Annotated in this window: 13 protein-coding genes; 6 read left to right on the top strand and 7 right to left on the bottom strand. The window is 74.3% G+C overall.

The window, feature by feature from the left end; all coding sequences use genetic code 11:
• Positions 1–47: 47 nt before the first annotated feature.
• The 5 genes from V1634_RS23200 (at position 48) to ahcY (ending at position 5,551) form a co-directional block, all read left to right on the top strand.
• Positions 48–266 carry a Trm112 family protein gene (locus tag V1634_RS23200; RefSeq protein ID WP_331209983.1) on the top strand — a complete coding sequence of 73 codons (219 nt, stop codon included), beginning with the start codon at positions 48–50 and terminating at the stop codon, positions 264–266.
• Positions 263–1,456 (top strand): SIS domain-containing protein, encoded by a 1,194-nt coding sequence (locus V1634_RS23195; RefSeq protein ID WP_331209982.1) that lies wholly within the window; start codon positions 263–265, stop codon positions 1,454–1,456. Before V1634_RS23200 ends, V1634_RS23195 begins: the two co-directional genes overlap by 4 nt.
• Before the next feature lie 67 nt (positions 1,457–1,523).
• The gene (locus V1634_RS23190) at positions 1,524–2,495 is read left to right on the top strand and encodes a cation diffusion facilitator family transporter (RefSeq protein WP_331209981.1); all 972 of its coding nucleotides are present in this window, start codon (positions 1,524–1,526) and stop codon (positions 2,493–2,495) included.
• A 3-nt stretch (positions 2,496–2,498) separates the two neighbouring features.
• Positions 2,499–3,674: a mannose-6-phosphate isomerase, class I gene (gene manA, locus V1634_RS23185; RefSeq protein ID WP_331209980.1), complete on the top strand. Its 1,176-nt coding sequence runs from the start codon at positions 2,499–2,501 to the stop codon at positions 3,672–3,674.
• A gap of 377 nt (positions 3,675–4,051) precedes the next feature.
• Positions 4,052–5,551, top strand: a complete 1,500-nt coding sequence (gene ahcY / locus V1634_RS23180) for an adenosylhomocysteinase (RefSeq protein WP_331209979.1) — start codon at positions 4,052–4,054, stop codon at positions 5,549–5,551.
• 68 nt (positions 5,552–5,619) lie between these two features.
• Here the strand turns inward: ahcY and V1634_RS23175 are convergent, their stop codons facing one another.
• Both V1634_RS23175 and V1634_RS23170 read right to left on the bottom strand, forming a co-directional pair.
• Positions 5,620–5,763 carry a hypothetical protein gene (locus V1634_RS23175; RefSeq protein ID WP_331209978.1) on the bottom strand — a complete coding sequence of 48 codons (144 nt, stop codon included), beginning with the start codon at positions 5,761–5,763 and terminating at the stop codon, positions 5,620–5,622.
• Positions 5,760–6,767, bottom strand: coding sequence for an RDD family protein (locus tag V1634_RS23170; protein WP_331209977.1), 1,008 nt, complete (start codon positions 6,765–6,767; stop codon positions 5,760–5,762). The genes V1634_RS23175 and V1634_RS23170 overlap by 4 nt, the downstream gene beginning before the upstream one ends.
• Before the next feature lie 42 nt (positions 6,768–6,809).
• Here V1634_RS23170 and V1634_RS23165 point away from each other — a divergent pair, with 42 nt between their 5' ends.
• Complete coding sequence (locus V1634_RS23165; protein ID WP_331209976.1) at positions 6,810–7,787, top strand: stage II sporulation protein M; 978 nt, start codon at positions 6,810–6,812, stop codon at positions 7,785–7,787.
• A 69-nt stretch (positions 7,788–7,856) separates the two neighbouring features.
• Here the strand turns inward: V1634_RS23165 and V1634_RS23160 are convergent, their stop codons facing one another.
• The 5 genes from V1634_RS23160 to V1634_RS23140 form a co-directional block, all read right to left on the bottom strand.
• Positions 7,857–9,167: a DUF58 domain-containing protein gene (locus tag V1634_RS23160; RefSeq protein ID WP_331209975.1), complete on the bottom strand. Its 1,311-nt coding sequence runs from the start codon at positions 9,165–9,167 to the stop codon at positions 7,857–7,859.
• Positions 9,164–10,093 carry an AAA family ATPase gene (locus V1634_RS23155; protein ID WP_331210037.1) on the bottom strand — a complete coding sequence of 310 codons (930 nt, stop codon included), beginning with the start codon at positions 10,091–10,093 and terminating at the stop codon, positions 9,164–9,166. The genes V1634_RS23160 and V1634_RS23155 overlap by 4 nt, the downstream gene beginning before the upstream one ends.
• 101 nt (positions 10,094–10,194) lie before the next feature.
• Positions 10,195–11,676, bottom strand: coding sequence for a DUF4350 domain-containing protein (locus V1634_RS23150; protein WP_331209974.1), 1,482 nt, complete (start codon positions 11,674–11,676; stop codon positions 10,195–10,197).
• Positions 11,673–12,335 (bottom strand): DUF4129 domain-containing protein, encoded by a 663-nt coding sequence (locus tag V1634_RS23145; protein ID WP_331209973.1) that lies wholly within the window; start codon positions 12,333–12,335, stop codon positions 11,673–11,675. Before V1634_RS23145 ends, V1634_RS23150 begins: the two co-directional genes overlap by 4 nt.
• Positions 12,332–13,177 carry a hypothetical protein gene (locus tag V1634_RS23140; RefSeq protein WP_331209972.1) on the bottom strand — a complete coding sequence of 282 codons (846 nt, stop codon included), beginning with the start codon at positions 13,175–13,177 and terminating at the stop codon, positions 12,332–12,334. Before V1634_RS23140 ends, V1634_RS23145 begins: the two co-directional genes overlap by 4 nt.
• Between the last annotated feature and the right edge of the window lie 123 nt (positions 13,178–13,300).

The following is a 13,300-nucleotide window of genomic DNA, read 5'->3' as shown; positions in this document are numbered from 1 at the left end:
ACCCGCCGTACCCGACCTACCGCACGAGGAGTGGAAGGAGCCGCACGGTGGCCCTCGACCCGCAGTTGCTGGAGATCCTGGCCTGCCCGGACACCCATCACGCACCGCTGGACTACGACCCGGCGGCGCAGACCCTGACCTGCACCGAGTGCGCGCGGATCTTCGAGGTACGTGACGACGTGCCGGTCCTGCTGCTGGACGAGGCGCGCGGCGGACCGGCGGCCGGTCCGGACGCCACCGCCGGCGGCAACCCGGACCAGCGGTGATGGACGGTACGGCCGGTCTGCGCGGTCGCCCGGTCCCCGACGAGGGGCTGCTCGACGACGTCGCGGCGATGAGTGAGAACGACCCCGGTGGGATGCTCCGGCACACCGCCGCGGCCGGCGCCCAGGTCCGGGAGACCGCCGCGCTGGCCGCCGAGGCCAACCTCGGCATGCTGGCCGACGAGGGCCGCCCCCGGGCGGTCGTGATCGCCGGCATCGGCACCGCCGCGCGTACCGGTGAGGTGCTGGCCACCGTCGCCGGCCCGCGCTGCCCCGTCCCGGTGATCCAGCACCGCAGCGCCGGGGTGCCCGGCTGGGTGGGTGCGGCGGACGTGGTCATCGCGGTCAGCGCCTCCGGACGCAGCCCCGAGGCGCTCGGCGCGGCCGAGGCCGCCGCCCGGCGCGGGGCCCGGCTGGTCGCGGTCGGTGCGCCGGACTCGCAGCTCCAGTCGGTGGCCGAGGGGGTCCGGGCGCCGTTCGTCCCGGTGCCCCGGCGGGCGCCGGCCCGGGCCAGCCTCTGGGCGCTGACCGTGCCGGTGCTGCTCGCGGCCCGCGCGCTCGGCCTGGTCAAGGTGAACGAGGCGGACCTGGCCGAGACGGCGGCCCGGCTGGACGCGGACGCCGACCGGTGCCGCCCGTCCGCCGAGTCCTTCGTCAACCCGGCCAAGTCGCTGGCGCTGGGCCTGGCCGGCTCGGTGCCGATCGTCTGGGGTTCGTCGCCGCTGGCCACCGTGGCGGCCCGGCGGTTCGGCGACACCCTCTCGGCGAACGCCCGCTACCCGGTGGTGGCAGGTGCCCTGGGCGAGGCGGGGCGGGGCCGGGTCGGCCTGCTCGACGGCGTCTTCGGCGGTCTCGGCGAGTCCGGCCGGGACATCTTCGCCGACCCGGAGGACGAGGCGACCGGTACCCGGCTGCGGCTGGTGCTGCTCCGGGACGGCGGCCTGAACGCCGACGACGACACCGACGAGCCGCTGGTGGTGGAGGAGCGCCGGGCCGACGCCGTGCAGACCCTCGCCGAGCGGCGCGGGGTGCGCTGCGACGTGGTGACCGCCGAGGGCGGATCGGCGCTGGAACGGCTCGCCTCGCTGGTCGCGGTGCCCGACTTCGCCTCGATCTATCTGGCGCTGGCGCACGGACTCGACCCGATGGCCGTACCGGCGATCACCGAGATGAAGGAGCTTTCCAACCAGTGACCGAGCAGATCATCCGGGGCGGGGCCGCCGTGGCCCGGATCCCGGCCGACGCGGCGGAGGACCGGTCGTGAGTGCGGGTGGCGGTACCAAGGCGATCGTCGCGGCCCTGCTGGCCAACCTGGGCATCGCGGTCACCAAGTTCGTCGCGTTCGGGCTGAGCGGTTCGTCGTCGATGCTCGCCGAGTCGATCCACTCGGTGGCCGACTCCGGCAACCAGGCGCTGCTGCTGCTCGGCGGGCGCCGGGCGCGGCGCCGGGCGACCCCGCAACACCCCTTCGGGTACGGCCGGGAGCGCTACATCTACGCGTTCATCGTCTCCATCGTGCTGTTCAGCGTCGGTGGCCTGTTCGCGCTCTACGAGGCGTACCACAAGTGGCACGAGCAGCGGGAGCACGGGCCGCACGGTATCGAGAGCTGGCAGTGGCTGCCGGTCGTCGTACTGGTGGTCGCGATCATCCTGGAGTCGTTCTCGTTCCGGACCGCGATCGTCGAGTCGAACGCGGTCCGGGGCAAGGCCTCCTGGAAGGAGTTCGTCCGCCGGGCCAAGGCACCGGAGCTGCCGGTGGTGCTGCTGGAGGACCTCGGCGCGCTGCTCGGTCTGGTCTTCGCCCTGATCGGCGTCTCGATGACCCTGATCACCGACAACGGCTACTGGGACGCGGCCGGCACCGCGGCGATCGGCATCCTGCTGGTGGCGATCGCGGTGATCCTGGCGCTGGAGACCAAGAGTCTGCTGCTCGGCGAGGGGGCCGATCCGGAGGACGTCCGGCGGATCGAGGAGGCGATCACCTCGGGTTCCGAGGTCGAGCGGATCATCCACATGAAGACCCTGCACCTGGGTCCGGAGGAGCTGCTGGTCGCGGCGAAGGTCGCGGTGCGGCCGTACGAGACGGCGGCCGAGCTGGCCGAGGGGATCAACTCGGTGGAGGCGCGGATCCGCAACTCCGTACCGATCGCCCGGGTGATTTATCTGGAGCCGGACATCTACCGCAACGCGGAGCAGCCCGCGGACGGGGTACCGGAACTGAAGGGGGCTTGAGCGGTGGAACCGCTGCACGGCCGGATCCGCGACTACGCGTGGGGGTCGCGGACCGTCCTCGCGCAGTTGCAGGGCCGTCCCGTGCCGAGCGAGGGCCCGGAGGCGGAGCTGTGGCTGGGTGCCCATCCCGGTGACCCGAGCATGCTGCACCGGGGTGGGGTGCCGCTGAGCCTGGTCGACGCGTTCGCCGAGGATCCGGGGCGCTGGCTCGGTGCCGACGTGATCGACCGGTTCGGTCAGCGGCTGCCGTTCCTGCTCAAGGTGCTGGCGCCGGAGGCGCCGCTGTCGTTGCAGGCGCATCCGGACGCCGAGCAGGCCCGGGCCGGCTACGCGGCGGAGACGACCGACCCCGAGCTGACCCACCGCAACTACGTGGACCCCTACCACAAGCCGGAGATGCTGGTCGCGGTCTCGCCGTTCCGGGCCCTGTGCGGGTTCCGCGACCCCAAGCACTCGGCGGAGCTGCTCGACGCGTTCGGGCTGGCCGCGCTCGATCCGGTGGTCGCCGCGCTGCGGGCCGGCACCGACGGGTTGCCGGAGGCGGTGCGTACCCTGCTCACCTGGCCGTCGGCGGAGCGGGCCGAGCTGGTCGCGGCGGTGGTCGCGGCGGAGGTCGGCGGGCAGTTCGCCGCCTCGGCCGAGCTGGCCCGTGAGCTGGCCGGACGCTATCCGGCGGATCCGGGCGTACTGGTGGCGCTGCTGCTCAACCACGTCAACCTGGCTCCCGGCGAGGCGATCTGGATGCCGGCCGGCAACCTGCACGCCTACCTGTACGGCGCCGGGGTGGAGATCCTTGCGGCCAGCGACAACGTGCTGCGGGGCGGGTTGACCCCGAAGCACGTGGACGTGCGGGAGCTGCTCCGGGTGCTCCGCTTCGAGGTGCTGGCCGATCCGGTGCTCAGCCCGGTGCCGGTGAGCCCCGGGGTGGTCACCTGGCCGGTGCCGGTGGACGACTTCGCCCTGCACGGGGTACGCCTCGACGGGCGGGTCGGATCGGCCCGGCTGGAGCTGCGGGGCCCCCGGATCGCGCTCTGCCTGGCCGGCGAGGTCACCGTGGCGGACGGCGCCGGGTCGGCGCGGCTCGGCCCTGGTGCGGCGGCGATCGGCCGGGCCGACGGCGGGCCGCTGACCGTCAGTGGCGACGGCGAACTCTACGTCGCCTCGGTCGGACTCGCCTGAGCCGTCCGACCGTGGCGTTCTGCCCGGTCTGCCGCCGAGACGCGAGTCGGTATGAAACGGAAATTTGCGGATCGGCTTGACATCATCTTTGCCCAGTGTGACGCTGTGAGTACGCAGCGTTATCGAGACTAGGTCCGAGACACGCGCGGGGAACCAAACCGGGGGGATGCGCGGGGCGGCCGGAGACTGGGTGGAAATCCGCCCGGGACCGACCGCCCCGCGCGCTGTCCGGCGTCCGCCCGGCGACGTACCGCCCGGTTCGGGCCATCCCCGCCCCGACCCGTACTGTCCGGATTGCGACCCGGCCGGAATCCGTCACGGTAGCCCCGGGGCGTAACGTGGAGGGTCGCGCCGCAGACCGTACGACAGGAGCCTTCATGACCAGCACTCTCCCGGCACCCGCGGGTGGTTCGTCCGCCGCGCCCCGGCCCGGCACTGTCGCCGAGGGCGACTACAAGGTGGCGGACCTCTCCCTCGCCGAGTTCGGGCGCAAGGAGATCCGACTCGCCGAGCACGAGATGCCCGGCCTGATGTCGATCCGTCGCGAGTACGCCGCCGAGCAGCCGCTGCGCGGTGCCCGGATCACCGGCTCGCTGCACATGACGATCCAGACCGCAGTGCTCATCGAGACCCTGGTGGCGCTCGGCGCCCAGGTCCGCTGGGCCTCGTGCAACATCTTCTCCACCCAGGACCACGCCGCCGCCGCCATCGTGGTCGGGCCGGACGGCACCCCCGACGCCCCGTCCGGAGTCCCGGTCTACGCCTGGAAGGGCGAGACGCTCGAAGAGTACTGGTGGTGCACCGAGCAGGTGCTGCTCTGGCCGGACGGCCAGGGGCCGAACATGATCCTCGACGACGGCGGCGACGCCACCCTGCTGGTACACCGGGGCGCCCAGTTCGAGAAGGCCGGCGCGGTACCGCCGGTGGAGAGCGCCGACTCCGAGGAGTACGCCGTCATCCTCGGCCTGCTGCACCGCTCGCTCGGCGTGGACGGCCAGCGCTGGACCCGGGTCGCCGCCGGCATCAAGGGCGTGACCGAGGAGACCACCACCGGTGTGCACCGGCTCTACGAGATGCAGCAGAACGGCACGCTGCTCTTCCCGGCGATCAACGTCAACGACTCGGTGACGAAGAGCAAGTTCGACAACAAGTACGGCTGCCGCCACTCGTTGATCGACGGCATCAACCGGGCCACCGACGTGCTGATCGGCGGCAAGACCGCAGTGGTGCTCGGCTACGGCGACGTCGGCAAGGGCTGCGCCGAGTCGCTGCGTGGCCAGGGAGCCCGGGTCATCGTCACCGAGGTCGACCCGATCTGCGCGCTCCAGGCCGCGATGGACGGCTACCAGGTCTCCACCCTGGACGACGTGGTGGAGACCGCCGACATCTTCATCACCGCGACCGGCTGCTTCGACGTCATCCGCAACGACCACATGGCCCGGATGAAGCACCAGGCGATCGTCGGCAACATCGGCCACTTCGACAACGAGATCGACATGGCCGGGCTGGCCAAGCGCTCCGACGTGCAGCGGATCAACATCAAGCCGCAGGTGGACGTCTGGCAGTTCGACGACGGCCACTCGATCATCGTGCTCTCCGAGGGGCGGCTGCTCAACCTGGGCAACGCCACCGGACACCCGAGCTTCGTGATGTCGAACTCGTTCGCCAACCAGACGATCGCGCAGATCGAGCTCTTCACCAAGCGTGAGGAGTACCCGGTCGGCGTCTACACCCTGCCGAAGCACCTGGACGAGAAGGTCGCCCGGCTGCACCTGGACGCGCTCGGCGCCAAGCTGACCGAGCTGACCAAGGAGCAGGCCAGCTACCTCGGCATCCCGGTCGAGGGGCCGTACAAGCCCGAGCACTACCGCTACTGAGCATCGACCGACGAGCCCGGGACGGCAGCCCTGCCGTCCCGGGCTCGCTCGTCAGGTGCCGGGGCGGGTCATCGCGGACGCGGCCGGAACCAGGTCCAGAGGCAGTAGCCGAGCCAGGCGATCGCGACCGCGGTGGCGAGCGGCCGGAGTCGCAGCGCGTTCAGCGCGATCACCACCGCCAGGACCAGCAGCCAGGGCAGGAACGCCTTCACCGGGCCGACCCGTTCGGCGTCCCGGACCCGGCCGCCACGGGCCGGGCCATCGCGGGTTGCGGCACCGCCGGCTGAGCCAGCGCCGGCACCGCCGGCCGCAGTGGTGCGGGCTCGGCGGCCGGCGGGGCGAGTTCCGGCCAGAGCGTCGAGGTCACCGATCGGGTACGCGCCAGCCGCTGCCGGGCCCGCATGTGCCGCTCGGCCAGTACGGCGGCCAGGTACGCCCACTCGGGCAGGCCCGGCGGGGGCGGTGGCGAGGTCACCGCCGCCACCTCCGCCCAGAGCGACCGGGTCAGCCCACGCCGCGCCTCCCGGGTCAACGTCGAGGTCCGGCTGAGCAGTTGGCGTACGGCCAGCGCCAGGCCGTCGTCCAGCCGGGTCAGGTCCAGGGTCGCCGCCCAGCCGGCCAGCGGCGGAACCATGGTCGGGACGTACCCGGTGCCGGTGGGACTCCGGTCGTGGATCACCAGCGTGCCGGCGGCCAGGTCACCGAGTCGCCGCCCGCGGGGATCGGTGAGCATCACGGTCACCCCCACCGCCCAGGTCAGCAGCGGCAGCACCAGACCCGGCCACTCCACCGCCACGCCGACCAGGCTGCGGGTCAGCGCCTGCCGGAAGCCGACCCGACCGCCGTCGGCGCGTACCACCCGCAGCCCGACGGCGAGCTTGCCGACCGTACGGCCGGAGTTGAGGGTCTCGCAGGCCACCGGGTAGCCGACCAGGACCAGCACCACGCCGACGGTCTGCAGGCCGCGCAGGGTCGCCCCGTCGAAGGCGCCCGGGCCGACGAGCGAGGTGAGCAGGATCCCCGCGCACATCACCAGGACCACCGCCAGGGTGATCTGGGTCAGGATGTCGATCAGCAGCGCCAGCACCCGGGAGCCGAGCCGAGCGGCCCGGACGTCCAACTCGACCGCCTCGCCGCTGACCAGTCCGGCGTCCGCGCCGTACCCGGCGGGGGGCGCCGGCCGGGCCGGAGCGGACCTCGGTGGTTGCGCTGTCACCAGCACAGTGAACACTATGGTCGCGAACCCTGGGGAGCTGAGTTGGATCTCGACGCGTACACGGCCGAGCACGACCGGGAATGGCGGCGGCTGGCCGAGCTGACCGGGCGGCGGCGGCTCGGCGCGGACGAGGCCGACGAGCTGGTCGCGCTCTACCAGCGGGTGGCGACGCACCTGTCGGTGGTCCGCAGCCGCTCGCCCGACCCGGTACTCGTCGCCCAGCTCTCCCAGTTGGTGCTGGCGGCCCGCGCCCGGCTCGCCGGCCGGTCCGGCTTCTCCTGGGCGGCCGTCCGCCGGTTCCTCTCCGCCGGCTTCCCACTGGCCGTCTACCGGGCCTGGCCGTGGTGGACCGGCGTCGGCGTCGGGTTCGTCCTGGTCGCGGGCTTCCTGATGTACTGGATCGCCGGGCACCCGGAGAACGCCGCGGCCCTGATCGGCGAGGACGCCGCGGCCGAGGCGTTCGAGGCCCGGTTCGTCGGGTACTACAGCGAATACTCGGCACCGAGCTTCGCGTTCCAGCTGTGGACCCACAACGCCTGGGTCGCCGCCCGCTGCCTCGCCTCCGGGATCCTGATCCTGCCGGTCTTCTACCTGCTCTGGCACAACGCCCTCAACATCGGCGTGACCGGCGGGGTGCTGGCCGCCTACGACCGTACCGACGTCTTCTTCAGCATGATCACGCCGCACGGCCTGCTGGAGCTGACCGGGATCTTCGTGGCGGCCGGTGTCGGCCTGCGGATCGGCTGGGCCTGGATCGCGCCGCCGCGCGACCTGACCCGGGGCCAGGCGGTGGCCCGGGCCGGCCGCTCCGGCGTCCTGGTCGCGGTCGGCCTGGTGGGGCTCTTCGCGGTCGCCGGTCTCATCGAGGCCTTCGTCACCCCGGCGGCGGTACCCACCGGGATCCGGGTCGGGATCGGTGTACTCGGCTGGCTCGGCTTCCTCGGCTATGTCTGCTGGTTCGGCCGGCGCGCCGCCGCAGCGGAACCGGGTCCGGCGGCCGAGGAGCCGGGGCGGGCCTGAGCTGCCCGCGGGCGCGGCTCAGAGCCGGCCGAGGCTCAGGGCTGGCCGAGGCTCAGGGCTGGCCGAGGCTCAGAGCTGGCCGAGGGCCTTGAGCCGGAGGTACGTGTCGGTGACCGTCGGCGCCAGCCGGTCGGCCGGGGAGTCCACCACCGTCACCCCGTGCCGGGCCAGCGCCGCGCGTACCCGGTCCCGGTCGCCGAGCGCCCGCCAGGCCGCGGCCGCCGCGTAGGCATCCTGCACGGTCTCCGGCGGGCGGGTGGTGAGGTCGGTCAGCACCGGGTCGTGCACCGACGCCACGATCACCCGGTGCCGGGTCGCCAGCCGGGGCAGCACCGGCAGCAGCCCCTCGCCGAGCGCACCCGGTTCCAGGGCGGTGAAGAGCACCACCAGAGAGCGCCGGCGCTGCCGCCGGAGGATCTCCCCGGCGACCAGCTCGAAATCGGTCTCCACCAGGGCCGGCTGGAGCGGGGCGAGCGCGTCGACCATCCGGGCCAGCAGCGTCGACTGGGCGCCCCCGGTCAGCGCGAGCCGGACAGCAGCGTCCACGGCCAGCAGGTCGACCCGGTCACCGGCCCGGGCCGCCAGCGCCGCCAGCAGCAGGCTGGCGTCGATGGCGGCGTCGAGGCGGGGCTCGTCGCCGACCCGCACCGCCGAGGTCCGCCCGGTGTCGAGTACGCAGACCACCCGCCGGTCACGCTCCGGCCGCCAGGTCCGGACCAGTACGTCGGCCCGGCGGGCACTGGCCCGCCAGTCGACCGAGCGCACGTCGTCACCGACCACGTACTCGCGCAGGGTGTCGAACTCGGTGCCCTGGCCCCGCCCCCGGGCCACCTCCGTGCCGTCGATGATCCGCAGCCGGGCCAGCTTCTCCGGCAGGTGCCGGCGGGACTCGAACCGGAGCAGCACCCGCAGGGTCCACGGCGGTGTCGCCGGCCGCTCCGCGCGCTGCCGGAACGCCAGCCCCAGCGGCCCGTACGAGCGCAGCGTCAGCCGCAGCGCCGCCCGGTCGCCGCGCCGGGTCGGGGTCAGCCGGCTGGGCAGCTCCACCCGGGCACCGGGCTCGACGCGTACCGTCGGGGCGCCGGGGAAGTCGAACCGTGCCCCGGCGGACGGCACCCAGGCGTCCCGGACCAGTCCGCGCAGCGGCCGGTCCGAGGTGTTGTGCAGCCGCACCGAGACCGTGGCGGTGTCGCCGAGCCGGACCGCCCGGTCGCCGTCCCGGCTTGCCTCGATCGCGCCCGGTGGGGCGGCCAGCCGCCAGTCCAACACGGTCAGCGCCAGCACCAGCCCGGACATCACCAGCACGCCGAGCCACGGGGCGGGCCAGAGCGGCAGGGTCAGCGCGCCCGCACCGAGCAGGATCGCCGCCCGTCCCGTCATCGTGGCGTCGGCACGGTGCCGAGCACCGCGTCCAGTACCGACCGGGTGGTGACGCCCTCCAGTTCGGCCTCCGGCCGCAGCCGCAACCGGTGCCGCAGCGTCGGCCGGGCGATCGCCTTGACGTCGTCCGGGGTGACGTGGTCGCGCCCGGCCAGCCAGGCCCAGGCCTTCGCGGTGACCAGCAGCGCGATGGCGCCCCGGGGCGAGGCGCCGAGTTCCAGCGCGGGCGCGACCCGGGTGGCCCGGCACAGGTCCACGATGTAGCCGAGCACGCTCTCCACCACGGCGACCCGGCTGACTCCCGCCCGGGCCAGCGCCAGGTCGGCGGGGGTGGCCACCGGGCGTACCCCGGCGGCGGTCAGCTCGCGCGGGTCGAAGCCGGCGTGGTGCGCCCGGAGGACGCCCAGCTCCTCGTCCCGGTTCGGCAGCGGCATCGTCAGGTGCAGCAGGAACCGGTCGAGTTGGGCCTCGGGCAGCGGGTAGGTGCCCTCGTACTCCACCGGGTTCTGGGTGGCGGCCACGATGAACGGGTCCGGCAGCGGCCGGCGGTTCCCCTCCACCGAGACCTGCCGCTCCTCCATCACCTCCAGCAGCGCGGCCTGGGTCTTCGGCGGCGTCCGGTTGATCTCGTCGGCGAGCAGCAGGTTGGTGAAGACCGGACCCTCCCGGAAGGTGAAGGCGGCGGTGCGCGGGTCGAAGATGAGCGACCCGGTGACGTCGCCGGGCATCAGGTCCGGGGTGAACTGGAGCCGCTTGGACTCCAGGTCCAGGGCGGCCGCGATGGTCCGCACCAGCAGCGTCTTGGCCACCCCCGGTACGCCCTCCAGCAGCACGTGCCCCCGGCAGAGCAGCGCGATCACCATCCCGGTGACCACGGCGTCCTGCCCGACGACCGCCTTGGCGACCTCGGCCCGCAGCCGGTGCAGGGCGGCGCGGGCCTCGTCGGCCTCCGCCGGGGCGCCGGCCTGGGCCGGAACCGGGTACGGCGCGGCGGCGTAGCGCGGGTCGGTCGTTCCGGCGGGTCGGGTCACCGGGCTTCTCCTTCGATGGGGCGGTCGTGCCGGGGCTGGTCGGACGGGGCGGTGCCGGGGGAGGCGGCCAGGTCGTCGAGCGCCCGGGCCAGGTCGAGCAGCTGCTGGTTGGTCTCCGGGGCCGGGCCGTGCAGCAGGTCGTGCACCTCGGCGGCGCCCCGGCCGGTACGCGCCGCCACGGCGGTGGCCAGCTCGTCCGGACCGGCGTCCTGCGGTACGGCCCGGGACTGCGTCAGCCGGTGCAGGGCGGCCGCCCGCAGCGTCTCCGCCGCCGGCCCGTACGCCCGGGCCCGCTGGTAGAGCCGGCCGCGACCCAGCACCGTCTCGGCGGACGGGACGGTCACCGGCAACGGCTCGGCGACCGGTGGCCCGAGCCGGCGGGCCCGCCAGAGCACCACCAGCAGCAGGGCCAGGGCGAGCTGTGCCAGCAGGGCCCAGAACCAGGGCGGGAAGGCGTCCCAGAGCGGATTGCGCCGGTCCGGCGGGGCGCCCTGGTCGTCCTGCCCGGGTTGTGGCTGGGGGCGGCCCTCGTACTCCCGGTCGCCGTCGCCCCCCTCGCGCTCGCCGTCGGAGCCGGTGCCGGAGCCGTCCGGCATCGACGTCCACGGCTCCAGTTCGCCGTCGCGGTGGTACGGCGGCGGTGGTTCCGGCCCGGCGAGGTCGAGCCAGACGACCCGGTCGTGGGTACCGAGCAGTCCGGTGGCGAGCGCGCTGTTTCCCTGCTCGGCTATCCGGTCGTTCCGGAACGGGTCGCTGGCGCCGATCACCACGACCTCGCTGCCGCGCTGCTCCGTCCGGACCAGCCCGCTCGCGTAGCAGTGGTCGGTACCGTCGCCCAGGCCGGGCGGGCTGGCGTACCGCTGTAGCAGTACGGCGGCCCGGCCGGCTCTCGCCGCCTCGGGCAGCGGGCAGGGGCGGCCGTCGGCGTCGGCCTCGACCGCACCGGCGGCCCAGCGCCGGCCGGCGACGGCCAGCGGCAGTCCGGCGTCGTCCAGTACCCGCTGCGGCGGGTCGACCAGCACCACCCGGGCGCGGACGGCCGGCTCGGCGAGGTACGGAAGGTAGAGCGGGTGGACCAGCCCGGGGGAGGGGACGAAGAGGGTGAATCCCCGGCTGGTCGCCTCGATCAGTGCCCGGCGGGTACTGGTGAACCGTTCGACGGTGACGCCCTCGTTGCGCAGCCGGTCGGCGAGCCGGCTCCCGCCCTCGTCGTCGACGTTGACCGGCGAGAGGAAGCCGACGGAGCCGGGGTCCGGCTGGTCGATCGCCCGGGTGATCCCGGTGACCGCGAGCAACACGGCGACGGCGCCGAGCGGGATCGCGACCCGGTGCCAGCGGCGCCGTCGGCGGCCCGCCGCTGCCGGCATCCCCGACCGGTCCGGTCCGGGTGGCTCGGCGCGACCGGGCCGGTTCCCGCTCGGGGCGTGGGTGTCCGAGGCGCGGGCGTCCGGAACGGGCGTCTCCGGGGCAGGGGTCATCTCCGGGCCATCCCGTCCTGGGTCGTCTCCGGGGCCTTTCCGTGCTGGGCGATCTGCTGGCTCAGCTCCCGGTCCACCCCGTCGGCGGTGCCGGGCGGGCCGTCGAGGATTTGGTCCAGGTCGGTGCCGAGCGTGCGCATCCGGTCGTCGTGCTCGCGCCGGCCCGGGCGCTGGGCGTACCAGAGGTCGGAGAAGAGCCGGCCGGCCTCGGCGAGCGGAGGGTCCACCTCGGGCCGGTTCCGGGCGGCCGCCGTGGCGAGTTCGGTGACGGTGAGCCCGGGCCGGTGCTCCAGTACTCCACGGTCGACCAGTTCCCGGACCATTCCCCGAAACCGCTCGCGGACCGCCTCGGCGTACCGGCCCTCGGCGGCCAACCGGTCGGCGAGGGCGACCAGCCGCTCCGCCGGTACGTCCGGCAGCTCCGGATCCTGCTCCGCCGCCGCCTCGGGCTCGGCGGCCGGTGTCGGACGGGGCGGCCGCCGTCGCCGCCACCGGGACAGCCGCCAGCGCGGCAGCCGGCGGGGCACCCAGGCGGGGTAGTGGAACCAGCCGAGCGCGACCAGTACGGCCGCGAGCACCAGGAGCAGGGCGACGAGGGGGAGCGGTATCCGGTCGCCGAGCGCGGCCGTCGTCTCCGTCCACCAGCGGCTGAAGTTCACCGTCGGCCCGCCAGCGGGGTGAGGATCGGCGATCCGGTCCGCCGGGCCCGGTCGACGACGATGTCCAGCCCCTCGGTGCGGATCCGCCCCTCCAGGTAGACCACCGCGTCGAGGCAGGCGAGCGCGGGATAGGCGACGCTGTTGACCAGGGCCCAGACCGCCAGCCCGACCGGCAGTTGCCACTGCTCCGCGAGCAGTCCGAGCGAGTTCAGGCCGGTGACGGCACCGACGGCGAGCCCGATCCGCAACAGCCACCAGACGAGGTAGCCGAGCACCCGTACCGCCGCCGCCCGGCCGCCGGTGCGCAGGGCGAGGGTGGCGGAGCGCCACAGCGCCCGGAACGGGCCCAGCCGGTCCAGCACGATCGCCGGCGCCACGGAGCCGAGTAGCGCGAACCCGATCACCCAGAGCGGCATGACCAGGGACGCCACGAACATCACGGCACCGGCCAGCAGGGCGACCAGGACCGTCGCCGGGAGCCGGGCGCCGCGCGGGTGGAGCAGCCGGCGGACCCGGGTGCCGGGATCGAGCAGGACCGTACCGGCCGCCCGGGCGGTCAGGTTGCCGAGCAGTGCGACGATCACCGCCTCGCAGGCGGCGCCGACGGCCAGCAGGAACCAGTACGCCGGCAGTTCGTCGATCCTCGGCAGGTAGGCCGGCGGGGTGACCTCGGCGACCAGCCGCAGCGGGTGCAGCAGGAGTTGTTCCAGCGCGGCCAGCACCAGCGCGACCGGTACCAGCACCCGGGCGTGGTCGCGGAACAGCAGCACCGCCGAGTCGATCAGCTCACCGACGGTGAGCGGCCGCAGCGGCAGTACGGCGGTCGGGCCGGCGTCGGGCAAACGAACTCCTGGCGGGCATCGAGGGTGCGGGGGGTACGCGCCGCAGCAGTCATGGTGTCACGCCCGGTCCTCCCGGCCGGAGCCGCTCGGCCGGTCCCCGCGTCACGGTTCGATGTGCGTCGG

The organism is Plantactinospora veratri, assembly GCF_036421995.1.
Lineage (GTDB): Bacteria > Actinomycetota > Actinomycetes > Mycobacteriales > Micromonosporaceae > Plantactinospora > Plantactinospora veratri.
This window is presented reverse-complemented; position numbering and strand designations above follow the sequence as displayed.